This is a genomic window from Pirellulales bacterium, from assembly GCA_036267355.1.
In the GTDB taxonomy this organism is placed as follows: domain Bacteria; phylum Planctomycetota; class Planctomycetia; order Pirellulales; family DATAWG01; genus DATAWG01.
In genome coordinates this window covers 1-23,010 of the sequence record DATAWG010000020.1, presented here as the reverse complement: position 1 = coordinate 23,010, position 23,010 = coordinate 1, and the positions used below count along the sequence as shown (strand labels likewise).

16 protein-coding genes are annotated in these 23,010 nt (G+C 61.5%); 10 read left to right on the top strand and 6 right to left on the bottom strand.

The window, feature by feature from the left end; genetic code table 11:
* Position 1 precedes the first annotated feature (1 nt).
* Entirely contained in the window at positions 2-1,513 is a 1,512-nt protein-coding gene (locus tag VHX65_03110; GenBank protein HEX3997521.1) for a sugar ABC transporter ATP-binding protein, read from the bottom strand.
* 258 nt (positions 1,514-1,771) lie between these two features.
* On the opposite strand from VHX65_03110, the gene VHX65_03105 reads away from it, so the two are divergent.
* On the top strand, positions 1,772-3,313 hold the full coding sequence (locus VHX65_03105) for a PQQ-binding-like beta-propeller repeat protein (GenBank protein ID HEX3997520.1): 1,542 nt from the start codon (positions 1,772-1,774) through the stop codon (positions 3,311-3,313).
* A 104-nt stretch (positions 3,314-3,417) separates the two neighbouring features.
* Here the strand turns inward: VHX65_03105 and VHX65_03100 are convergent, their stop codons facing one another.
* Both VHX65_03100 and VHX65_03095 read right to left on the bottom strand, forming a co-directional pair.
* The gene (locus tag VHX65_03100; GenBank protein HEX3997519.1) at positions 3,418-4,242 is read right to left on the bottom strand and encodes a formylmethanofuran dehydrogenase subunit C; all 825 of its coding nucleotides are present in this window, start codon (positions 4,240-4,242) and stop codon (positions 3,418-3,420) included.
* A gap of 199 nt (positions 4,243-4,441) precedes the next feature.
* Positions 4,442-6,592 (bottom strand): hypothetical protein, encoded by a 2,151-nt coding sequence (locus tag VHX65_03095; protein HEX3997518.1) that lies wholly within the window; start codon positions 6,590-6,592, stop codon positions 4,442-4,444.
* A gap of 596 nt (positions 6,593-7,188) precedes the next feature.
* Here VHX65_03095 and VHX65_03090 point away from each other — a divergent pair.
* The 3 genes from VHX65_03090 (at position 7,189) to VHX65_03080 (ending at position 11,658) form a co-directional block, all read left to right on the top strand.
* Positions 7,189-7,986, top strand: a complete 798-nt coding sequence (locus VHX65_03090) for an ATP-binding cassette domain-containing protein (GenBank protein HEX3997517.1) — start codon at positions 7,189-7,191, stop codon at positions 7,984-7,986.
* Between the two features lie 158 nt (positions 7,987-8,144).
* A complete protein-coding gene (locus VHX65_03085; GenBank protein HEX3997516.1) occupies positions 8,145-10,376 on the top strand; it encodes an ABC transporter permease subunit/CPBP intramembrane protease in 2,232 nt (743 codons plus the stop codon).
* Positions 10,369-11,658 (top strand): amidohydrolase family protein, encoded by a 1,290-nt coding sequence (locus tag VHX65_03080; GenBank protein ID HEX3997515.1) that lies wholly within the window; start codon positions 10,369-10,371, stop codon positions 11,656-11,658. Before VHX65_03085 ends, VHX65_03080 begins: the two co-directional genes overlap by 8 nt.
* 109 nt (positions 11,659-11,767) lie before the next feature.
* Here VHX65_03080 and hisG read toward each other — a convergent pair whose 3' ends face one another.
* From hisG to VHX65_03065, 3 genes are all read right to left on the bottom strand, one after another.
* On the bottom strand, positions 11,768-12,616 hold the full coding sequence (gene hisG / locus VHX65_03075) for an ATP phosphoribosyltransferase (protein ID HEX3997514.1): 849 nt from the start codon (positions 12,614-12,616) through the stop codon (positions 11,768-11,770).
* Between the two features lie 115 nt (positions 12,617-12,731).
* Positions 12,732-13,679 carry a hypothetical protein gene (locus tag VHX65_03070; protein HEX3997513.1) on the bottom strand — a complete coding sequence of 316 codons (948 nt, stop codon included), beginning with the start codon at positions 13,677-13,679 and terminating at the stop codon, positions 12,732-12,734.
* Between the two features lie 39 nt (positions 13,680-13,718).
* Positions 13,719-14,063, bottom strand: a complete 345-nt coding sequence (locus VHX65_03065; protein ID HEX3997512.1) for a phosphoribosyl-ATP diphosphatase — start codon at positions 14,061-14,063, stop codon at positions 13,719-13,721.
* 201 nt (positions 14,064-14,264) lie between these two features.
* Here VHX65_03065 and miaA point away from each other — a divergent pair, with 201 nt between their 5' ends.
* The 6 genes from miaA to VHX65_03035 form a co-directional block, all read left to right on the top strand.
* Complete coding sequence (gene miaA, locus VHX65_03060; GenBank protein HEX3997511.1) at positions 14,265-15,227, top strand: tRNA (adenosine(37)-N6)-dimethylallyltransferase MiaA; 963 nt, start codon at positions 14,265-14,267, stop codon at positions 15,225-15,227.
* 102 nt (positions 15,228-15,329) lie between these two features.
* Positions 15,330-16,526, top strand: coding sequence for an ABC transporter permease (locus VHX65_03055; protein ID HEX3997510.1), 1,197 nt, complete (start codon positions 15,330-15,332; stop codon positions 16,524-16,526).
* A gap of 218 nt (positions 16,527-16,744) precedes the next feature.
* A complete protein-coding gene (locus tag VHX65_03050) occupies positions 16,745-17,878 on the top strand; it encodes an ABC transporter permease (GenBank protein ID HEX3997509.1) in 1,134 nt (377 codons plus the stop codon).
* A gap of 246 nt (positions 17,879-18,124) precedes the next feature.
* Complete coding sequence (locus VHX65_03045) at positions 18,125-19,255, top strand: efflux RND transporter periplasmic adaptor subunit (GenBank protein ID HEX3997508.1); 1,131 nt, start codon at positions 18,125-18,127, stop codon at positions 19,253-19,255.
* Between the two features lie 89 nt (positions 19,256-19,344).
* Entirely contained in the window at positions 19,345-22,029 is a 2,685-nt protein-coding gene (locus tag VHX65_03040) for a hypothetical protein (GenBank protein ID HEX3997507.1), read from the top strand.
* Between the two features lie 56 nt (positions 22,030-22,085).
* Positions 22,086-23,010 (top strand): ABC transporter ATP-binding protein (locus tag VHX65_03035; GenBank protein ID HEX3997506.1); only part of this gene is annotated, 925 nt, incomplete at its 3' end.

The window sequence follows — 23,010 nt, the reverse complement described above, 5'->3', positions numbered from 1 at the left end:
GTCATTCGCCGACGGCGAGGTGCATCACCGTTTCGGGCGTCCACTCGCCGATGTTCCTTGCCGCGGATAGCACGCCCCGGCTCATCACGGCAATCCGATCGCAGACACCAAAAAGTTCGGGCAAATACGAACTGACCACGATAATTCCCTTGCCTTGCCGCGCCAATTCGCCGATCGCGCGGTAGAGATCCACTTTCGCGCCGACGTCGATACCGCGCGTCGGCTCGTCGAGCAGCAGCACATCGGCATTGGTGTATAGGAGCCGAGCCATGGCCACCTTTTGCTGGTTCCCGCCGCTAAGGGATGCAACATTGTGGCGCGGGGTCGCCCATTTGATCTTGAGCGTGCGGCCGACTTCCCCTGCCGCGACATATTCCTTCCGCCGGCCGACCAACCCAAACCGCGAGTTGCGCGAGACCGCCGGCAGTGTGATATTCGCGATGCAAGACAGATTTTGAGCCAAGCCCTCGCGCTTGCGATCTTCGCTCAACATGCCGACACCGCGGGCATTCCAATCGCTGGGCGTAAACCGCTCGATGCGCACGCCCTCGAGCGTGGCCTGCCCGCCGCGGCGCGGGTCTAGCCCGAACAGCGTGCGCAGCATTTCGGTGCGCCCGGCGCCGACGAGCCCGGCGAGGCCGAGGATTTCGCCACGATGGAGCGTCAGGCTTGCGCGGCGCGGCGCTTTTCGGCCGGCCAAATCGCGGACTTCCAATAGCGGCTTGCCGATTTCATGTTCGACGCGCGGATACATTTCCGAAACCTTGCGGCCGACCATCGCTTCGATAATTCGCTGCCGCGGCCAGTCGCGTAGTTCGCCGGTGGCGATGGTCCGCCCATCGCGCAGCACGGTCAGCCGATCGGCGATTTGATCGAGCTCTTCCAGAAAATGGCTGATGTAGATGACGCTGATTCCATCGCCGCGCAGTTGCCGGATGATCTCGAACAACCGCTGCACTTCGTGCGACGCGAGTGCGCTGGTCGGCTCATCCATGATCACCAACCGCGCGCCGCCCAGCAAAGCCCTGGCGATTTCGATCATCTGCTGGTCGGCCACGCCCAGATCGCCCACGCGGGCATCGAGCGGCACGCGCATTCCGAGCCGATCGAGCATGGCGCGGCATTGCCGCCGCTCCGGACCGCCGAGAATTGCCGCCAGGGGGCCGGCGATAAACACATGCCCGGCCGCCCGTTCGCGCCCCAGCACGAGATTGGCCTCGACCGACAAATGCGGGGCCAGATTGAATTCCTGGTAGATCATGGCGATGCCGGCGGCGAGCGAATCGCGCGGCTCGCGGGGCGCGAAGGGCCGGCAAGCGAATTCGATCGACCCGCTATCGGCAATTTCGGCCCCGGCCAGGATTTTCATCAGCGTCGACTTGCCGGCCCCATTCTCGCCGACCAGCGCATGCACCTCGGCAAGGCGAACGTCGAGCGTCACCTCGCCAAGCGCAACGGTCCGGCCAAACCGTTTCGCGATGCGCTCCATTCTGAGAAGTGCAGGACCGCTCATTAGAAAAATTGGCTGGGGCAGAAGCGGGGGTTGGTTCCGGAGCGTTGTTCGCAACGATGCAGCACAAATCGGCCCGGAGTCAGGCGGCTGTATCGTAGCAAACAATTCCCCAAACAACGATGGCCGGCTCCATCCCCTGTTCCATGTCGAGAATTGTCCAATTATGATGGAATGGACGGCATTCCGCGTTCTCGTCCGTACATTTCGCGAATTTCGAATCTCGACCTACTCGGCAAATCTCTCGCTAGAGGCATCGCCATGCGCGTTTCTCGGATTTTGATTTGTGGCTTGGCCCTTTTTGCCGCCGCGGTTTTATCGGCCACCCCAACACGGGCTGAAAACGTCGGCGAAATTCTGGTCCCTCAATCGCTCGTCGAGCGGCACGGGCTGACGCGCTCGTGGTTCATGCAGTTGCCGCTGGCCGGAATGCGCTCGAAAATCGTGGCCGTCGTGCCCGACGACGATCTGCTGATTGTGACCACCACCAACGCCGAGGTGATGGCCGTCGATGCGGAAACGGGGCGATTGGTTTGGTCGACCCAAGTCGGCGACCCGCGCCAGCCGACTTTTCCGGCGGCCGGCAATGGAAATCCGGTTTTTCGCAAGGCCCATTGGAAACCGGAAACGAAGGCGAAGCAGGGCGCCGCCGCCGGACATGCGGCCGCGCCGGTGGCCGCTGACGGAGGCGCGGCGAATGCAGTCGCCGCCGGCGACGCCCGACCAATGCCCGCCGACGAGGGTTCCGCGCCACCGGCAACCGAGCCGAAATCGCCTGCGGCGGCAACCGTGTGGCCGATGCCCGACAACCTTGTCGTGGCGGTCGTCAACGGCACCCAATTGTACTTGCTCGACCGGGCCGACGGCCGGCCCCATATGGACGGAAAGAGCAAACAGGCGTGGGCGACCCATTTGCGCAACCTGCCCAAGAACGGCCCGATGGTCGCCGAAGAGTTCGTCTACGTGCCAACCGCCAACGGGCATATCGAGACCTACGCGATCAACGACATGAACGCGGGCGTCACCTATGTCACCAGCTCCGGCCGCAATGAGCATCCGCCGGTCGTGGCCGGCCAGCGTGTGGCATGGATCTCCGATCGCGGTTCGGTGCACCTCACCATGCCCGACGGCATTACTCCGAAATTTGAGGTCGATCTGGGAGGCCCGGCCGCGGCGCAACTGGCCGTCCATTCGCCCTATATCTTTGCGGCGAATTCCGATGGCGACCTGTTTTGCATCCGCGATACCGAAGGCGCTCTGATCTGGAAATCTCCCATCGGTTCGCCGATTCGCGAAGCGCCGATTGCCATCCGAAATGTCGTCTACACGCTACCCGAAGACGCTGGGTTGGCCTGCGCTGCGATCGCCGATGGGCATGAAGAATGGGTTAACTCGATCCCGCGGCAATTTCTCGCGGCCAGTCCGACGAAGGTTTACGCCGTCGATCGATTAAACCGCATGTTGATTCTCGACGGCAAGGCGGGGGGCACGCTCGACACGATTCCGCTGCCGACCGATGTTCGACCGCTCACGAATATCCAAACCGACCGCATTCTGCTTTCCAGCGAAAGCGGCATGTTGCAATGTTTGCATGAAACGCTGATGCCGGAGCCGGCTTACTACCCGACCCAGAAGATGGCGATGCCGCCGAAACCAGTGGTAGCGGCAGTCAGCCATCCGAAGCCCGCGGCCGACAATGCCGACAATCCGAAGCCGGCGCCAAAGCCCAAGAAGAAGGCCGACGACAGCGGCGCCCCGCCCGCAAAGGCGCCAAAAAAGGCCAAGGCCGCGGCGAATCAATAAGGCTCGGCCGAAAAATAACTTCCGCTTTTCGAAGCCCTCACCCGCCCTCTCCCGCGAGGGGAGAGGGGCTGCGGAGAAGTTGCTTTTCAGTCGAGCTGGACCGGCTACACTCGAACGAGAATCTCGCCCCGGTTCAGGGCCAACTGGTCGCCGTGGTGAACGATGTAATCCGAGTCGATCCATCGCTCGGCTTGCACAAAACCGGCGCTCTGGAGATTCACAAGCAGCAGCCGAAGGAACGGAGGGTTCCATTGGTTCGCTCGAACGAACGTCGGCAATAGCTGCATCGCGCCGTTGCTTGCTGGATTCATGAGCACGATCGTGCCGCGGCGCATGGCGGCGCCGGCGTGCCGGCCGCATTGGCCGCCGACGATGATCGTGCCGGCGATCATCCGCGAACCGAGGCCGTCGCCGGCCGATCCGCCGATGGCCACCAGTCCGCGCCGCATCGCCGTGCCGGCGTTATCGCCGGCATTGCCTGCAACGAGCAATTCGCCGCCGGTCATGCCGCGGAGGCTGCCGGGAAAAGCCCCGGCCGCGTGATCGGCCACATTGCCATGGACGTGGATCGCGCCACCCCGCATTTCCGCGCCGGCCCAATCGCCGGCGTCGCCGAAAACATCGATCCTGCCGCCGCGCATCTCGGCTCCCAGATGCCGTCCGGCGCTACCTTCGATGCGGATCACGCCCTGCGTCATTCCGCATCCGATGCCATGCACGCTCGACAGATCGCCCGTCAAATGAATCCCACCGTCGGCGGATTCGCCGGCAACGGAGAATAATTCGACGAGCGGCAATCGCCGATTGCCGCAGAAGATTTCGGTTCGCTCAATTTCCGCAAGCGAATGCCCGCGAATCCGCTCGGGAATTATCCCCGCAAAATCGATCGGAAGTCGGGAGGCGGCAGTACACTTCAATTGCAATGGCATGCGGAATCACTGCTCGCTGGCGACTGGGTTCGGTGTTCCCGGGTGCCACTGCTGGCTTGTCCGGCAGTCGGCGGTCTGGCGTGAGGCACACTGCCGGACAAACCAGGAGCGGCAATCATCTGGTCTTAAACAGCGAAAAAAAGCAGCGGCGCGGCAACCAGGGCGAATCCCGGTTGCCGCGCTCGCCGGCCCCTGGCCATCACGACAAATCCAAGCTCAGCAAATAATCATCCAAGCTCTTACGGGCCCCGTTTTCATCATTTTGCAGCGATTCGATTTGCTTGTGCAACGCGTCGATCTGCGATTCCTGCTTGCTGAATTTCTCGACGTAGTCGCTGTAGATCTTCAGCGTATGATCGAGCTCATGCATGTTTTGGCGAATCCGGGCCTGATCGGCGTCGATCACCCGCACTTGTTGCTCCAACTGCTGACGCTTCTGGGCCAGTTGCTCGATCGCCTCCTTCCGCTTGATCACTTCCTCCAAGGAGTCTTTCACTTTCGGCGTGGTCGCTTGCGATCGGGCGTAGAACAGAATCGTGCCGTTGTCGAGATTGGTGACGGCCCACGACTGCTGATCGGTTCGTTCTTCCTCGACCGACAGGACCGCCGGCTTGCCGGGCTCGGCATTGACCGAAAAGCGATACAGGTCGCGAGTTTTCTCCGTCGGCTTTTCCGGCGCGATCAGCTTCCAGCTCGGATCGATGGGATACTCGATCAGCACGTCTTTGTCGTGCGCGCCGGAGTTTTTCACCGTGTATTTCATCGTGCGCGTGTACTTGCGCGAGGCGTAGAGCGTGCCTTTTGCAATCCGCACGCTCACAAGCTGCTCGGGATGGCCGATCGATTCGGGGGCCACCTCGGTATCGAGATCCATCGCGTAGCTGATCAACCGTTCGGCGCCGGGCTGCACGTCGTCGATCTCCGCATCGCCGGCGTAGTTGCCGCCGTCGAACACGGTGATCGGGCCCTGCATTAAGTGCAGCGCGGTGCTATTCGTCAGTTGCAGGCCGTTGAGCGGATACTTGGCTTGGACCTGAGCGTTGTAGATCGAAACCTTCTTGCCTTTGATCGATTCGTTGACGATCGGCAGCATGGCCGACTGGCGGCGGGCTAGCGTGACCGGCGTTTCGATGGTGTAGCGGAACAATTCGCCGACCTTGGCCGCTTCGGCCAGCGATTGGCCTCCCTGTTGCAGATCGAGTTGGCGGCGATAAGCGAACGCTCCATTTTGGGGCCGACTGCCGGCCACAGCAGCGCCCATGGGCGCCCGCGCGGCCTTCCGCATTGCCATTCCCCCAAAACTGCCGGCCCCTTCCGCGTCGGCCATCTCATCGGCTTTGGCTTTGTCTTCCGCTCCGTGAAACATTCGTTCGCGATTCGCCAAATCCTGATCGTAGGTTTGCGGCCGTAGAGAAGCATATAGCTGCGGCACCACCGTCGGACGCGTGAGATACAACGGGTCGTAGAGATCCATCACGAACGAGATCGGCCGGCCGCTGATCAATGTCAGCGAAACATCTTTCCAATCTTGCTCGGTGGGGTTTTCGACGATCGCCCAGCCTTGCAAGAACGGTTCGGCCTTGTCTTTGAGCACGAGCCGATAGCTGGTCCGCCACAGCGGCGCTTCCTGCACATAACCCACGCGAACCTGCCGTTTGCCGTTGCCCAGGAAATGGAGCGTCACGGTCTTTTTATCGGTGTCGTGGGCCGTGGCCAGCACCGCCAGGGCTTGCTGCAATTCGTTGTTGAGCTTGGCATTGTTCAACTTGATCCGCACGACGTTTTCCAGGGAGATGCTGCGCAAGCCTTCGCTGGTGAGCAGGTTGAGAAACTCGACTTCGACGGTTTCGTCCTTTCCGCTGCGCAGTTTGCGTTTTTCGACGCCGATGATCGTGCCGGTAACGGGTTGCGGAGCGTCGACCTCGACCGATTCGCCTCGCAACTGGCGGAGCAAGTCGGCCATCGTCGGCTGGCCATTGAGATCGATCGAAAACGATTCGAGCGTTTTGGTGACGGGTTCTTTGGAGCCGTAGTTGACGGTGGAGATGCGGCCGCCGCTGAAATCCTGCAACACCATGCTTTTCAGCAGGTCGTCGATGTCGTGCACCTTGAACTGGAGATCGACATGGGCGTCGCCGGTTACTTCGCCATCGTGCTCGAAGAATCCGACACCCGAGCTAAACAGCGCCACCTTGGTCAATGGCAGCGACGCGGCGGCGGCCGGCTTTTCGCCGGCGTTCTCTTTGGGTGGCGGAGCGTCGCCATCGGCAGCGGCGGCGCTTGCGGTCGGCAGAACAAAGATCAGGCCGAGAAGCGCGAGCGGCAGCAGTTTGAAAATATTGCGCGACATCGCCAGAACTCCTTGTACAAGAACGACGGGGATTGGGCGCAGGCGGGCCGTGGCGGGACAAAATCGACCGCGCCGCTGGGCAAATTGTACCTTTGGCAGCGGTTAGACGCCCAAACCGTCGGCCAAGTTCCCGCGATTTTTCGAAAGTGCCGATATTGCCTTGTCTGATCTGGACCAACGTTCGCGGGGCGCGCTCTTCCTGCCCCCATGCGCTTCAAGGCCGTGATAAGCTAAACTAGCCGTGGGCTCAAGATGCGCGCCGACCGATGCGGCTTGGGTTGATGACCGGCGGAGATCCAACCGATGGCCGCCCCTTTCGTCGGAAATCAAAGGAACCAGACTTTGTCCCAAACCACTAGCCCGAAGCCTAAGCCAGGGCGCGCCCCATCGCCGCTCGCCCGGGTTAGCGCCTCGAGCCAATGCGCATTCGGCTTTTTCCGTCATGCAGCCCAGCGATGCCGCCCTTGCAGGTCTTCCTCGCAAACGCATCGGGCTAGTGTGCGGGTCGGGCGAATTTTGAGACCGAGCCTGGCGGTTCATCATCGTCGGCCCCGAGGCGCACGACGCATCTTGCGGCTCCCAAGCATCGGCCGACCATGATCCACGTCAGCAATCTCACGAAGCACTATGCCGATTTGCGGCGCGGGAGCTTTGTTGCCCTGGGAGGCATCAGCTTCGACGCCGTGCCCGGCCAGATCTATGGCTTGCTCGGCCCGAATGGCGCCGGCAAGACCACGGCCCTGCGGATTTTGAGCACCGTGCTTCGCCCCACCAGTGGAACCGCCACCGTCAACGGTTTCGACGTCGTCACTCAGCCGTCTCTGGTGCGGCGGCAAATCGGTTTCATGTCTGCGAACACGGGCATCTACGACCGAATGACGGCCTGGGAAATGGTCGAATATTTCGGCCGCCTCTACGGCATGCAGCCCGAGCCGCTCGCAGAGCGGATGGAGCGACTGTTCGACGTGCTCAAGATGAACGAAATTCGCGACCGGCTCGGCTCGAAAATGTCGAGCGGGATGCGGCAGAAAGTGTCGATTGCCCGGGCCATCGTCCACGATCCGCCGGTCGTGATCTTCGACGAAGCGACCGCCGGGCTGGATGTGCTCGTGGCGCGGGCGCTGCTAAAAACCGTCGCCGACCTTCGCGATCATTTGAAGTGCGTTCTATTTTCCACCCACATCATGCGTGAAGCGGAAAAGCTTTGCGATCGGATTGCGATCGTTCATCGTGGCCACATCCTTGCCGAAGGCACGCTGCCGCATTTGCGAGACACCTACCAGGAATCGGACCTCGAAGAGCTGTTTTTTCGCCTAATTTCGCAACATGACGCAGCGAGGGACGAGGGCCGAGGGGCGAGGGGCGAGGAAGTCGGACAGGAAGAAATCCTATGAGAAAACCATTGATGCCCACCCCTGGCAGCGAGGCTGGTCGCCCGCTTGCGGTTTCGCGCGTCGCGTCAGCGCGCGAAACCGCAAGCGAGCTACTCACTCCACTCTGATTCACACCGCTCTTTTCCCTCGCCCCTCGCCCCTCGCCCCTAGCCCCTGCTTTGTCCTGGACCAACGTCAAACTGATTCTGTTTCGCGAGGTTCGCGATCAGTTGCGCGACCGGCGCACGCTGTTCATGATCGCCGTGCTGCCGCTGTTGCTCTATCCGCTGCTGGGGATGACGTTCGTGCAGGTCGCGCAGTTCATGCAAGAGCATGCCAGTCGGATTCTGGTGGTCGATTGGACCAACGTGCCCGGGTTTCCATCGCTCGTGGACGACGACCACTTCGCGCCGCAATGGTTCGACAAAAGCGTCGATCCCGATTTGCTGAAAGTGGAGCGCAAGCGGACCGATGAGCTACCGGCCGCCAAATCGCAGGCGACGATCGGCGAGCAGAGTCGTCAATGGATGGCCGTCGGCAACGACGATGTGGTGGTTTATTTTCCGCCCGATTTTTCGCAGCGGCTCAAGCGATTTCGCGAAGAGTTATTGCGTCGCGATCGAACGAGCGCCGCGAACCTTCCCTCTCCGGAAATTCCCTCGCCGCAGATTTATTGGAATTCGACGAAAGAGAAATCGGAAATCGCATTCAACCGCGTGAGCCAGGTGGTCCACCGTTGGCAAGAGGCGATTGCCCAGCAAACGCTCAAAGACAGCAATGTGCCGGCGTCGGCAGCGCAACCGTTTAACGTCGCCGACACCGATATTGCCGAGCCGAGCCAACGCCAAGCCGCCCTGTGGTCGAAAATATTGCCGTTCGTGCTGCTGATTTGGGCCCTGACCGGAGCCTTTTATCCGGCCATCGATCTTTGCGCCGGCGAAAAAGAACGCGGAACGCTCGAAACCTTGCTCTCCAGCCCTGCCGAACGCTCGGAGATCGTCGCCGGCAAAATGCTCACCGTCATGCTGTTCAGCATGGCCACGTCGCTTTTGAATCTGCTCAGCATGGGATTCACGGGATTGATGGTGATGGGCCATATCGGCTCGCTGGGCAAGGTGCTCGGGGCGGGATTGGGCTTCCCTCCATGGTCGGCCGTGGCCTGGATGCTCGTCGCACTGGTGCCAGTGTCGGCCCTGTTCAGCGCCCTATGCGTCGCACTGGCCGTGGTCGCTCGCAGCACGAAAGAGGGGCAATACTATCTGATGCCGCTCATGATGGTGGCCATGCCGCTGTTGATTTTGCCGATGGCGCCGGGAGTCGATCTGACGCTGGGCACCAGCTTGATTCCGCTCACCGGATTGGTGCTGCTGCTGCGTCTGTTGCTGGAAGGCGAATGGCGCGACGCGCTGCCGATGGTGTTGCCGGTCGTGGCGGTGACCGGCACGTGTTGCTATATCGCGGTGCGTTGGGCAGTGGATCAATTCAACAAGGAGAGCGTGCTGTTCCGCGAAAGCGAACGGCTCGATTTGCGTCTCTGGCTAAAACACACGATTCGCACCCGCGGCGCCACGCCCACCGCCGCGGCCGCCGTCGTTTGCGGGCTGCTGATTCTCGTCGGCGGATTCTTTGTCGGGCTGCTGCTGCCGCTGCCGACGACCTATTCCGATGCGGTCGTGCTGGTCGTCGTTAGCATGGCGATTGTCGTCGTACCGACGGTGCTGATGACGGGGCTGTTTGCTCGCGATCCGGCCAAGACGCTATTGATTCGCCGCACCGGTTGGGGAGCGATTGCAATGGCGGTGTTGCTGGCCATCGCGCTGCATCCGCTGTCGATCGCGCTGAGTTATGTTTTGCAGGCGATCTACCCGCCGGGCAAAGAGGTGGCGGCGCTCGAGGCCATTTTTAACTTGTTGATCAAGAATGCGAAATATGCGTGGCTCGCGCCGTTGCTGATCGGGCTGTTGCCGGCCGTGTGCGAAGAATTCGCGTTTCGCGGTTTTATTCTCTCCGGCCTGCGGCATACGGGGCACAAATGGCGAGCGATTCTGCTTAGCGCATTTTTCTTCTCCGTCACCCATCAAGTGCTCCAGCAATCCATTTCCGCCTTCATCTTCGGAACCATGCTCGCCTATATCGCCGTGCAAACCGGCAGCATCTGGCCCGGCATGCTCGTGCATCTGATCCACAACTCGCTGTTGTGGCTGCAAGAGCGATATCAAGGCGATCTCGCCGAGTTGGAAAATCTCCATCCGAAGCTCATGCCGTGGATCGAAGGGGGCATCGTGCTGGTCGCCGCATTGGCGACAATCGGAATCCTGGCTTGGTTCAGCAGGCTTCGCTATCAGCACACCGAGGAAGAAGTGGTCGAGGAAGCGATTGCCCGCGAAGCTGCCGAGGCGGTGCATGCTTGACGACGGCGAGAAATTGCAGCCGGCGGGCGACAGCCAGAAAATCTTCCGCGCCCGATACGCGTTTCCCGTCGCCGCCCCGCCGATTGCCGACGCGGCGCTGACGATCGATGGGTCCCGAATTGTCGCGGTCGGGCAATGGTCTGCGAGCGCCGCGGCCAAGGGCGGCAATGTCGTCGATCTCGGAAACGCCGCGATTCTGCCGGGATTCGTAAACGCGCACACGCATTTGGAATTCAGCGATTTACCGGCCCCGCTTGGCCACGCGGGCATCGCGTTTCCCGATTGGATTCGCGCGGTCGTCGCTTATCGCCGCAGCCGGAGCGATACCGACCGCCGCGAGGCGGTTCGCCGCGGCTTGGAAGAATCAGTCCGGGCGGGCACGGCGATGCTCGGCGAAATCGCGACGGCTGGCTGGCCGGTTGATTTGCTGCTTGGCGGCGCGTCGAACCCAAACCATCCGGCCACGGTCGTATTTCTCGAACTGCTTGGTTTACTACCGGAGCGAACGGTTGCGAACATCGCCGCTGCGGCGGAGCATGTGGAGCGGCAGGGCACCGTCGGTTTTAGCCCGCACTCGCCGTACACGGTCAACCGGACCGTGATTCGCTACGCGGCCGAGGTAAGTCGAATGGCCCAAATCCCGCTCGCGATGCACATCGCCGAATCGCCGGAAGAGATGCGATTGCTGGCGACGGGGGACGGGCCGTTGCGGGATTTACTGCAAGAATTTGCAGCCTGGGACCCGGCGGCAATTCCACCCGGTGCTCGACCGATCGATTATTTACGGCTGTTGGCCGACGCCGACCGCGCGCTGGTGATCCACGGCACGTATCTCGACGGCGAGGAGATCGCCTATCTTGCCGCCCGTTCGGATCGGATGGCGGTGGTCTACTGCCCGCGCACTCACGCCTATTTCCCGCACGCACCATATCCACTGGCGAAGCTGTTGGCCGCGGGCGTAACCGTGGGCTTGGGAACCGACAGCCGAGCGTCGAATCCCGATCTGAACTTGTTCGAAGAAATCCGCTTCGCGGCCGCACATCACTCGTTGCCGCCGGAGAAAATCTTGGCCGCCGCAACGCTCGGCGGCGCGAAGGCACTCGGCCACGATCACCAAGTCGGCACGCTCACGCCCGGCAAATCTGCCGATCTGGCAATCGTGGGCCTGCCAAATATCGAAGCCGAGCCGCACGAACTTCTGCTCGATCCTCGTTCCGCCGTGACCGCAACGATTCGCGCCGGCCAGCAAATCGCGCGAGATGCGAAAAACACCGGCGGCTAGCGCCTTGCGGCTAACGGGTCGCGTTAGCGGCAAGGCGCTAGCCGCCCGCGAGCTGTACAAAAGTCAAATCTCTTCTCCACGTCTCCGCGGCTCCGCGTGAGACAAAGACCTACAGCCGGCAGTTCGTGATCTGCGTTTCAAGAATTGCCGAAGCGCCGAGCGTTTCCAATTGCTCCATGATCCGTATCACGTCGCCGCGATGGACCATGACCTTGACCGCGCACCACGCCGGATCCTCGAGGGCGCTGATCGTCGGCGAATTGAAGCCCGGCGTGATCTGCTCGGCCTGGGGAAGTTTTTTGCGCGGCACATTGTATTCCAACAGCGAATAGCTGCGGGCGATCACGACCCCTTCCAATCGCCGCACGACGCGGTCGGCCAGTTCCTTTTCGCGCGCCTTGTGGTTCTGCACAAGCACCGTTTCGTAGCGGCCGATTTCGTCGAGAATCCGCAATTGGTTGGCCGCGAGCGTGCTCCCCGTTTCCACGAGGTCGACAATCGCGTCGGCGACGCCGAGGGCGATCATGATCTCGACGCTGCCGGTGAGCGTCACCAGATGCGCTTCGGCGCCGTGCGATTTTAGATACTGGGCCGTAACGTGTGGAAAGCTCGTGGCCACCCGCGTGCCGTTCAACTGGCTGGCGCTGGTGATCGGGCTCGATTCCGGCACGCACACAGCCAGGCGGCAATTTCCCATCCCCAGTTTTAGCCGGGTGGCGACATCGGCGCCGCTTTCGGCGATCAGATCGGCGCCGGTGATGCCGAGGTCGATGGCCCCTTCGGCGCAAAGCGTGGGAATATCGTCGGTGCGCAGAAACGTGATATCGACCGGCAACTCGCGGCAGCGCGCGAAGAGGCTTCGCTCGGTGCGGCGAAAGTGGAGCCCGGCCTGTTTCAACAATTCCTCGGCAATTTCGGCCAACCGGCCTTTACTGGGAACACCGATGCGAAGGTTCATGGAAGGGGTGAGGGGTTAGGGGCGAGGGGCGAGGGGCGAGACGAAGGAAAGGCATACTACTCGGCGGAAGGTATGGGTCTATACGGACCGAGAAATTTTGGGCCATTAAAGTGAATCATGTGATCGGGGTTCTCCGCAACCCACACTTCGGTTTCCCAGGCGATATCGGCCGCACGCTTTCGGAAACTGGCCTTGTCGAGGAACGCCGTGATGTAGACCCGCGCGGCCGGGCTTCCTGCGCACATCCGTTCAAGTTCTGCGTGCCGCTTGGGGCCGACCGGACCGTGGCTTGTGGCGGCCTCGATAAGAAACAGCCAATGCTTCGCCGCATCGTATAGCACTTTCGGTCGACCACCCGAGCTTGCTCAAACTGGTGAATCGTCTGCCGCCGGATCGTTTCGCGCGAATTGGCGGCGTAATCCTTGCCGCAGTTCTCGCGCATGAAAGCCATCATATCCCAGATTCGGAGCGACTGTTTCCGGGCCTTTGTCCACGGATCGCCCGAATTGAGCCCGGCCAGCGCCAGCAACTTCAGTGCCGATCTGTTTGGCTGGCCATGCACGATTCGCAGCATCCATTTCGCGTGCAGCGAATCCTTGCGCAGCTTGAAATACGGCGGGTTCATGATCACGCCGTCGCAAGGGAAATTGAAACCGGCTTCATCAAACAGCCCACCACCGTTCAAACCGTGCGACGCCGCACGGATGAAGTCTTCGGAATGCACGACGTAGTGGAACCGATGGCCCGCGGCGATCAATTCCCGCTTGCAGTTGTCCAGGTTCTGCCTGAGATACGGAACGACTCGCGGATCATTTTCGAAAAGGTGGGCCGTGATCGTTCGCGGCGAGTGCAGCGCGGCGATTCGCTCACAGAATGCGGCGGTCAGGATGCCGACGCCCGCCGCCGGGTTAAGCAGCACGTATTCCGTCGGAATCGAATCGAGCAGGCCCGCCATGAATCGGGCCACCTCGGGCGGCGTGAACACCTGCCCTCGCTCCTTGCGGCATGGGGCGGACACGCTTCGTTCGTAGTCGCTTTGAAGGTTGGATGCGAAGTTCAACATGCGCCCGAAACGCTTTGAGTTTGATTCGCTCCAACCGATCTACTGCGGTTTGGAACGCGAGGCTTTTTCGTCGAGGCCGCTGGTGCCGCTGCGGCGGGCCAGTTCGGCTTCTACCTCCGCGAGCCGCACGTCGCGCTGGGCCAGCATCACGAATAAATGGTAGATCAAATCGGCCGCTTCGCGGATCAGGTGCGCGCGGCCGGCTTCATCGGGTTCGCCGGCCGCTTCGACCACCTCGGCCGCCTCTTCGGTGATTTTCGCACCGATCTTTTGCACGCCGCCGGCGAACAGCGTCGTCGTATACGATTTGGCGGGCGGGTTGGCCTTGCGATCTTCGATCGTGGCCATCAGGTCGGCGAGGCGGTGGGCTTCAGGGTCGGTCATAGCTGGATCAGAACGGTTGTCGTTTTTCCTAGCCCAGGCCTTCAGAGCTTAAAAGCCTGGGCTAAGGAAATCCCGCGGCTACGCCAACCGAAGCGGGGCCCACGAGCATGCTGTCATCATGGATCAGCAATCGTAGATAGAATCTTGCCATCCTGCAATCGGCCGCGGCGCGGGGCGGCTCGGGGCCACTATAATCGGATAATGCTCGCCCGTCTCCAAGAATGTTGGTTTCTTTCCGGTCCGACGGCCTCCGGCAAGTCGGCGGTTGCGAACGATTTGGCGCGGCGGATCGGCGGCGAGATTCTTTCGCTCGATTCAATGGCCGTCTATCGCGGGCTCGATATCGGCACGGCCAAGCCACCGGCGGCCGAGCGGCAGGCGGTGCCGCATCATCTGCTCGATCTCGTCGAGCCGACCGAAGATTTCAGTGTTGCGCAATATATCGACGCGGCGGAGCGAGCGGTCCTGGAGGTTCTCGATCGTGGGCGACGGCCGCTGTTCGTCGGCGGCTCGCCGCTTTATCTCAAGGCATTGCTGCGGGGCCTGTTCGACGGGCCGCCGGCCGACTGGGACTTTCGCGGCGAACTGGCGGAGATCGCGCGGCGCGAAGGCTCCGCAGCGCTGCATGCTCAACTCGCGGCAGTCGATCTGGCCGCGGCGAATCGTCTCCATCCGAACGACACGCGCCGCTTGATCCGCGCCCTCGAGGTTTACCATCACACTGGCCAGCCGATCAGCAGCATGCAGACGCAATTTACGGCCGCCGGCGAAAGCGGGCGGCGGCAAGTGTTCGTGCTCGATTGGCCGCGCGAGCAATTGCACCGGCGGATCAACGACCGCGTCGATGCGATGTTCGCCGCCGGTTGGCTCGACGAAGCCCGACAATTCGTGGACAGCGGCCGAGCGCTTAGCCGAACCGCTTCGCAGGCGGTCGGATACCGCGAGCTTCTCGAGCACTTGGCCGGCGAACGCGGCTTTGCCGAAACCGCCGAATTGATAAAAACTCGCACACGCCAATTTGCGAAGCGGCAACTCACATGGCTGCGTAGCCTGACGGAATGCCGCTGGATCGCGGTGGAACAACGCATTGATCCGGCCGCCGTGGCCGAGCGGATCGTCGTCGCCGCGGCTTCGGGCTTGCAACCAGCGCGTGGCGGAGGCTGATTGTCTGCGGTCAAAGCGGCGTCGCTGCGACGGAAACCGGGCGACCTTCGGGGATTCAAGATTTACACCCCGCCTATCTCTGGTTTGCAACCAGCCGGTAGAATGCATGTTGAACGATTCTTTCACAAGCGTGGGCAGTTGGACGGTCGTGCCGGCATGAGTTGGATTGCGCTACGGATGTTGATCGGAAACCGTGGCAAGTATTTCGCCATTGTTTTCGGGATCGCGTTCGCATGCATGCTGATGGCGCAGCAGGCGTCGATTTTCGTGGGCTTGATGCGCAATACCACGAGCCAAATCCGCGATATCAGCGGGGCCGACATCTGGGTGATGGATCCCAGCGTGGAATTCGTCGACGACATTACGCCGCTCTCGGACGATGATTTGTATCGCGTTCGCGGTGTCAGCGGCGTGGCCTGGGCCGTGCCGCTCTACAAAGGTCTGGCTCAGGCGCAGTTTCGCGAGGGAAATTTCAAGCAGTTCATCGTGCTGGGGCTCGACGATCAGACGTTGGTCGGCGCACCGCCGCAGATGCTCTTGGGCTCGATCGGCGATTTGCGCAGCCCCGATGCCGTGATCATCGACGAATACGGCTTCCGCTATCTCTGGCCAAATCAACCGCTGCGAATCGGCGAGACGTTCGAAATGAACGACACCCGGGCCCATATCGTCGGCATCTGCCGGGCATCGCCGACGTTTCAGACATTTCCCATCGTCTACACCACCTACAGCCAGGCGCTGCGCTATTCGGCGCAAGAGCGGCGCACGCTGTCGTTCATCCTGGCGAAAGCGCAGAGCGGAGTGCCGGTCGATGAAGTTTGCCAACGGATTTTGCAGCAGACCGGCCGGCTCGCGCTGTCGCAGCGCAACTTCGCTTGGATGACGATCACGTATTATTTGCGCCGCACGGGCATCCCGATCAATTTCGGCACCACCGTGTTGTTGGGCTTCATTATCGGGGCCTCGATCGCCGGGCAAACGTTTCATCTGTTTACGATCAGCAACCTGCGGCATTTCGCCGCACTCAAGGCAATGGGTTTGACAAACCCGCGGATCATCGGCATGGTTCTGATCCAGGGATTTTTCGTGGGACTGATCGGCTACGGAATCGGCTTGGGGATGACGTGCGGCATCGAAGAGATTCTGGCGCTGCGATTGAAAACGATTCCGATGGCCGCCGACATGGTGTGGCAAATCCCCGCCGGCACGGCTGTGGCGATGGCGCTGATCGTGCTCGTGACGTCGGTGTTCAGCCTCCGCCGCGTGCTGACACTCGAACCGGCGACGGCCTTCCGATGACGCGAGGCAGCGGAGAGACGACGAGACGAAGGCAGCTCACGCGGAGACGCGGAGAGAAGAGGGAGGAAAGATAAGGCACGAATTGGATTTTGGGACTTCGCTTGCAGGATGTTCCGAACAGAGGGTTTTGTGTTGTTGATTGATCTCGGTTTCTCCGCGTCCCCCGCGTCTCCGCCTGAGATGTTTTCATTTTTCCGTCGTTGCCCCAGCGTGAAACCATGAGATGGATCGCTCTGAAGATGCTCGTCGGCGATCGGGCCAAGTATTTTGGCATCGTCGCCGGGATCACGTTTGCCGCGCTGCTGATCGCACAGCAGCTTTCGATTTTTTGCGGCCTGCTGTTGCGCACCACGAGCCAATTGCAAGACATCGCCGAGGCCGATGTTTGGGTGATGGACCCGAACGTCGATTACATCGACGAATTGAAGCCGATGAAGGAAGATTATTTGCAGCGCGTGCAGGGAGTGCCCGGCGTGGCCTGGGCGGTGCACTTCTATAAGGGTCAGGCACGGCTGAAATTGGGCAACGGCAAATATCAGCAGGCGATCGTCTTGGGCCTCGACGACGCGACGATGGTCGGCGCACCGACAAAAATCGTGCTCGGTTCGCTTGCCGATCTGCGGCAGCCCGACGCCGTCATCATGGATGAAGAGGGTTATCATTATCTCTGGCCGCGCCAGCCGCTCCGCACCGGCCGACTGTTGGAAATGAACGACCATCGGGCCGTGTTGGTGGGCATTTGCCGTGCCTCGCGCACGTTTCAAACGTTTCCGGTGCTCTACACGCGCTATAGCCTCGCGCTGCAATTTATCCCGCAGGAGCGGCGCGTGATGCCGTTCGTGCTGGCAGCCGTCAAGCCCGGAGCGTCGGCGAAGCGAGTGTGTGCTCGAATTCGCCAACAAACAGGCCTGATCGCCATCACGCGCGACGATTTCGCCTGGAAAACGATTTCTTATTATCTCAAGCGCACTGGCATCCCGATCAATTTCGGCATCACGGTCGGGCTGGGATTCATCGTCGGTTGCGCGATTGCGGGGCAGACGTTTTATACATTCGTCCTCGAAAATCAAAATCAGTTCGGGGCGCTGAAGGCCATGGGCGTCAGCAATCGGCGGATTGTCGGCATGGTGCTCATTCAGGCGCTCGTGGTCGGGCTGATCGGCTATAGTTTGGGCGTGGGGCTGGCCACGCTATTCGGCGTGGCCACGCACAACACCGAAATATCGTTTTACATGCCGTGGCAGATCCTGGTCGGCACGGCCGTGAGCGTAGGATTCATCGTGGCGATCGCCAGCTTGATCAGCATCTATCGCGTGCTGGTGCTTGAGCCGGCCGTCGTGTTTCGGAATTGAATCGATTGCTAACCACCAGAGCCACAGCGAACACCGAGAGCAGCGGAAGCATCCGAATGAACGAGCGACGCCGATCGCCGCAGGCGCTGAAACACACAACCCTTCGACTCGGCCTTGTCGTCTCGGTGTTCTCGGTGACTCGGTGCTTAGACGAAAAGCCGGCGAGGCGTGTTTGATTCGCCACTCCATTTCGCACACACTGCACTTTCTAGCCGTTCGACAATCGCAGCAAGCGAGGCAATATCCGTGACATCGAAATTCACCAAGTTGTTTCTGCCGCTGTTGGCAATTGTCATGCTCGTGTTTTCAGTGTGGCATGTGATGCGGGCGCAGCAAACCGCCCCCAAACCTCCGCCGCCGATCGAACCGCCGCGCACCCCGTTCAGTCAAACCGTGGCCGGGGCCGGAATCGTCGAGGCCGAAACGGAGAATATCGCCATCGGCTCGGCGCTACCCGGTGTGGTGCTCGAAGTCTACGTGCCGGTGGAAAAAGTCGGGCAGCGCGTGAAGGCGGGCGACAAATTGTTCCTTGTCGACACCCGGGCTCTCGAAGCCCTGCTCAAATTTCAAGAAGCGAATCTCGCTTCCGCCAATGCCCAACTCGAACTCAACGAAGCCTCGCTGCGCCTCGCCAAGGCGACCAACGAGCGATTCAAGACCCTCTTCAAGGGAAATTCCGGCGCGGTCAGCGAGTTGCAGTTGGACCAGTACCAGGCGCAGGAAGACCAGGCCGTCGCGAATATCAATCTCTCGCGGGCTGCCATCCAACAGGCCGAGGCGCAGATCGGGCAAACCAAGACCGACATCGGCCGCTGCCTCGTTCGAGCGCCGGTCGACGGCAAGGTGTTGCAGGTCAACCTGCGGCCCGGTGAATACGTCGGCACCCCGCCCTCGCAAGCGCTGCTCTTGCTCGGCAGCGTTCACAATCTGAACGTCCGCGTGGATATCGACGAGAACGATATTCCCCGAGCCTATCCGTATTTCCGGCCGGGCGTGCCCGCGTTTGCCTCGCCGCGCGGCGACCCGAGCAAGCGGTTCCCGATGCGCTTCGTGCGCGTCGAACCCTACGTGATCCCGAAACAATCGCTCACCGGCGACAACACCGAGCGGGTCGACACGCGCGTATTGCAGGTGATCTACCAGGTCGACCGCGACGAACCGGGCTTGTTCGTCGGCATGCAAGTCGACGTATTTCTCGACACCAGCGGTGATGTGGACACTGCGCCGACCGATTCGCCTGCCATTCCGACCACGCCCCCAGAAGGCGCGGCCCAACCGTCGCAAGCGAAGCTCGCGCCGTCGTCCGTGAAGGGTGTTGTTCCCCCCGCGAAAAAAAGGAATCACCCGCTGCCGCAAGGAAACGGCGGCGCTCGCTGAATGCGAATATCTTTCCCCAGCGGCCGGGGTGCATTACACTCAGGGGCAGGATCGGAAGAGGCCTCGTCTTTGCTGCCGCGCGGTTCGCCATGTCCCGTCGATTCAAACTGTTCTCTCTCTTCGTTTGCGCCGCACTGCTATTGCCGTTGATTTGGATCGCACTGCCGATCTTGGGTTGGCGGGGCTGGGGAAAGTCCGACGCCGGCAAGCAACAAGCCGATGCCGCAAAAACGGCCGCACAACAGAAGGAAGAAGAGAAGAAGAAAAAAGAAAAGCCGAAGCCCGATTTCGAAATCTCCGATCTGCGCGTGCAACCCGCCGATCCGGAAAACCCGCTCTCGGCAGCCAAGCCGGGACACTGGCTCAGCGCGACGCGAAAAATAACGGCGAACAACTTCGACTTCGTCGGATCGATGGAGGCGGATGTTTTTGCCCGCCTCGACACCCAAGCCGTGCCCCTCGAACTGGATCGCCAGCCCTATCTGCTGCTTGCCACGCGCAATGTCGTATTGCCCAAGGGACGCGAAAAATATCTCGACCAAACGCTCTTCATCCCGCGCAGCGAGCACAAGCCGTGGGTGCGCGACCGAATCGACACCCGCGGCGGCGCCGAAGTGGCCATGCCGGTTTCGCAAGAGCTCTCGCCGATGCCCGCCTACCAGTATTATTTCGTGATCCTGGCCCGCGAGCCGTCGCGCTATAAATCGTTCGCTCGCAAGGACGCGCTGAAGGGGGCGTCGTGGGACGGCAATCTCGCCTACTATCGCGTCAACTCGCCGCGAGTGGATAAATACGTTCCGCTGCCGTCGAATTCGCTGGCTTGGACCAGCACGGCCTACGTGCTCTGGGACGACGTCGATCCGGGCCTGCTGTCGCTCGAACAACAGCAGGCGATGCTCGATTGGCTCCACTGGGGCGGCCAGCTCATCGTCAGCGGGCCCGACACACTCACGCGGTTGCACAACAGTTTTCTCGATCCCTATTTGCCCGCGACGGCTGGAAAGAGCCGCACGCTGACGGCCGAATCGCTCGCGCCGCTGGTGGCCGCAGTGCAGCCGACCGGCCCCGACGGACCGCCGACATGGTCGAAACGGCGATTTGTCTCCGACGTCCCGCAGCGCTACTTGCCGCTCGAGCCGGTGCGGCCGTGGAGCGGCGTCGAACTCAGTCTACGCCCAGCGGCGCATTGGCTGCCGCAAGGGAGCACGAGTCTCATTGCTGAAGCCGCGGTTGGCCGTGGCCGGATCGTGGTTACGGCATTTCATCTCACACAGCGCGAACTCTTGAACTGGCCGGGCTTCGACACGCTGTTGAACGCCTGCCTGCTGCGGCATCCGCCGCGCCAATACGTTACGACCGACGATCTCGACCATGATTGGGCGCCCCAGTGGGCCGATCGAAATGAGAATCGCTTCGATCCGCGGCTAACTTGCGGCCTGCGCTATCTAAGCCGCGACATGGCTGACGATGGCGAATTTGCGGGCGATAGTGGAATCGCTTTCGCGCCACCGCAGCAGGAGCAAGCCGACGACGCCATGCAGCCTCCACCCCAGTTTCCGTCGGGGTCGCATCGGGAAAATTTCATAACCGATGGGGAGTTGGTCGGTTCCGGTGTCGGAGCGTGGACCGATTTCGGCGGCATATCATCCGCCGCGCGCCAGTCGCTCCGCACCGCAGCGGGCATCACGATCCCGAAGCCGATGTTCGTCGCCTGGATGCTGGTCGCGTATCTGGTGATTCTGGGGCCATTGAATTGGGGGCTTTTCAATTGGATCGGCCGCGTCGAATGGGCGTGGGTTGCCGCTCCGATGATCGCGATTTTGGGCGCGGTCGTGGTCACGAAGGCGGCGCATTTGAATATCGGCTTCGCCCGCTCGCAGACCGAGATCGACGTGGTCGAGCTGCAGCCAAATTATCCGCGTGCCCATCTCACCCGCTACACCGCCCTTTACACATCGCTTTCCACGACCTACGACATCCGCTTCGACGATCCGCATGCGCTGGTCGAGCCGTTTGCCCTGGGCGGCGAATCGCGGTTGCGTCAGGATGCTCGAACCGTGATGCTGCACCGCGACGCCGACGTTCGGCTGACCGATTTCGACGTTTCCAGTAATTCGACGGCGATGTTGCACAGCGAACAGATGTTCGATTTCGGCGGCGGGGTTTCCTGCGCGACCGAAGGGGGCCGGCTGAAGATTTTCAACCGCTCGAAATTCACGCTCCAGCAAGCAGGCGTCGTGTGGCGCGAGCCGAACGGCGATTTCGACGCCGCCTGGATCGGCGAACTTCCCGCCGACTCCGACCGCATGCTCGATTTCAAACCCGTGCCGCGAGGCTCACCGGCGCTGCCGGAATTGGCGGCAGCGAGCGGCGGCGAGATGCCGCTCGACCATCCGGCGGCAGCTCCGGGGCGGCAAGCTCCGCCAGCGCCCGAAGACGACGACCCGGATTCTCCCCGTGCGCGATCGGCCGAGCGCCGTGCTGCCGCGGCAAGTGTCGTTGGAGGTTCGGTGGTGGAAATCGTCACGAATCGCGACGGATTCAAACCCGGCGACATGCGGCTCGTCGGTTTGCTCGCCGAGCCGCTGCCGGGAATGGAAGTGACGCCGCAGGCCTCTCAAGCGACCCGAGCCAGCGTGTTTGTCGTCGCAAACCTGCGTTATGCTCCGCCCGCCCCCCCCGAAGCCGACGTCAACCTCCGCCCCACGCAAAACGCCCCGCCCGAGCCTCCCGAAGAACCAACTGCCCCGCCCACCCCTGCTCCTTCCCCCTAACCCTATCGCCCGCACCCGAACAATCGCCCCTCGCCCCTCGCCCTCGCCCCTTCCTCATGATCGAACTCACCGATTTCACGAAGCACTACGGCGAATTCAAAGCCGTCGATGGCTTGAATTTGAAGATCGAGGCGGGGGAGATGTTCGGTTTCATCGGCCCGAACGGGGCGGGCAAGAGCACCACGATCCGCTTTCTGTCGACGCTGCTCAAAGCCACTCGCGGAGAAGGCGTGATCAACGGCCACAGCGTGACGCGCGATCCGCTCGGCGTTCGCCGCAGCGTCGGCTATATGCCCGACAATTTCGGCGTCTATGATGGGATGAAAGTCTGGGAGTTCTTGGATTTTTTCGCTGTGGCCTATCTCATCCCGCGCGACCGGCGCAAGCAGGTCATCTGCGATGTGCTCGAGCTTTTGGATCTCACGCACAAGCGCGACGATTTCGTCAACGGCCTGTCGCGCGGCATGAAGCAGCGGCTGTGCCTCGCCAAGACGCTCGTGCACGATCCGCCGGTGCTGATCCTCGACGAGCCGTCGAGCGGCCTCGATCCGCGGGCCCGCATGGAGTTCAAGGCGCTGATGAAAGAGCTCCGCCGCATGGGCAAGACGATTCTCATCTCGAGCCATATCTTGAGCGAGTTGGCCGATTGCTGCACTTCGGTCGGCATCATCGAGCGCGGCCAATTGCTGCTGCACGGGCCGATCGAAGAGGTGTATCGCCGCATCCGCCGCAATCGGCTGATCGAGATCAAATTCGTCGACCGCATGGACATCGGCCTATCGATCATTCGCAGCATGCCGGAAACGCGCGATGTGCGCGTCGAAGACCATCGGGCGACAGTCGAACTCCAAGGCGACGATGCGAAAGTGGCCGAACTGCTCGAGCACCTGATGCGCGAAGGCGTGCGCGTGCGCAGCTATGCCGACAAGGATCCGACGCTGGAAGACGTGTTCATGCTAGTAACCAAGGGGCTGGTGAATT

Bases quoted from the DNA above. Each gene is read 5' to 3' on its own strand.
- VHX65_03100 (HEX3997519.1), bottom strand. From the start codon at position 4,242: ATGCCATTGCAATTGAAGTGTACTGCCGCCTCCCGACTTCCGATCGAT.
- VHX65_03105 (HEX3997520.1), top strand. From the start codon at position 1,772: ATGCGCGTTTCTCGGATTTTGATTTGTGGCTTGGCCCTTTTTGCCGCC.
- VHX65_03050 (HEX3997509.1), top strand. From the start codon at position 16,745: ATGAGATGGATCGCTCTGAAGATGCTCGTCGGCGATCGGGCCAAGTAT.
- VHX65_03080 (HEX3997515.1), top strand. From the start codon at position 10,369: ATGCTTGACGACGGCGAGAAATTGCAGCCGGCGGGCGACAGCCAGAAA.
- VHX65_03090 (HEX3997517.1), top strand. From the start codon at position 7,189: ATGATCCACGTCAGCAATCTCACGAAGCACTATGCCGATTTGCGGCGC.
- VHX65_03070 (HEX3997513.1), bottom strand. From the start codon at position 13,679: ATGTTGAACTTCGCATCCAACCTTCAAAGCGACTACGAACGAAGCGTG.
- VHX65_03095 (HEX3997518.1), bottom strand. From the start codon at position 6,592: ATGTCGCGCAATATTTTCAAACTGCTGCCGCTCGCGCTTCTCGGCCTG.
- VHX65_03065 (HEX3997512.1), bottom strand. From the start codon at position 14,063: ATGACCGACCCTGAAGCCCACCGCCTCGCCGACCTGATGGCCACGATC.
- VHX65_03040 (HEX3997507.1), top strand. From the start codon at position 19,345: ATGTCCCGTCGATTCAAACTGTTCTCTCTCTTCGTTTGCGCCGCACTG.
- hisG (HEX3997514.1), bottom strand. From the start codon at position 12,616: ATGAACCTTCGCATCGGTGTTCCCAGTAAAGGCCGGTTGGCCGAAATT.
- miaA (HEX3997511.1), top strand. From the start codon at position 14,265: ATGCTCGCCCGTCTCCAAGAATGTTGGTTTCTTTCCGGTCCGACGGCC.
- VHX65_03110 (HEX3997521.1), bottom strand. From the start codon at position 1,513: ATGAGCGGTCCTGCACTTCTCAGAATGGAGCGCATCGCGAAACGGTTT.
- VHX65_03055 (HEX3997510.1), top strand. From the start codon at position 15,330: ATGCATGTTGAACGATTCTTTCACAAGCGTGGGCAGTTGGACGGTCGT.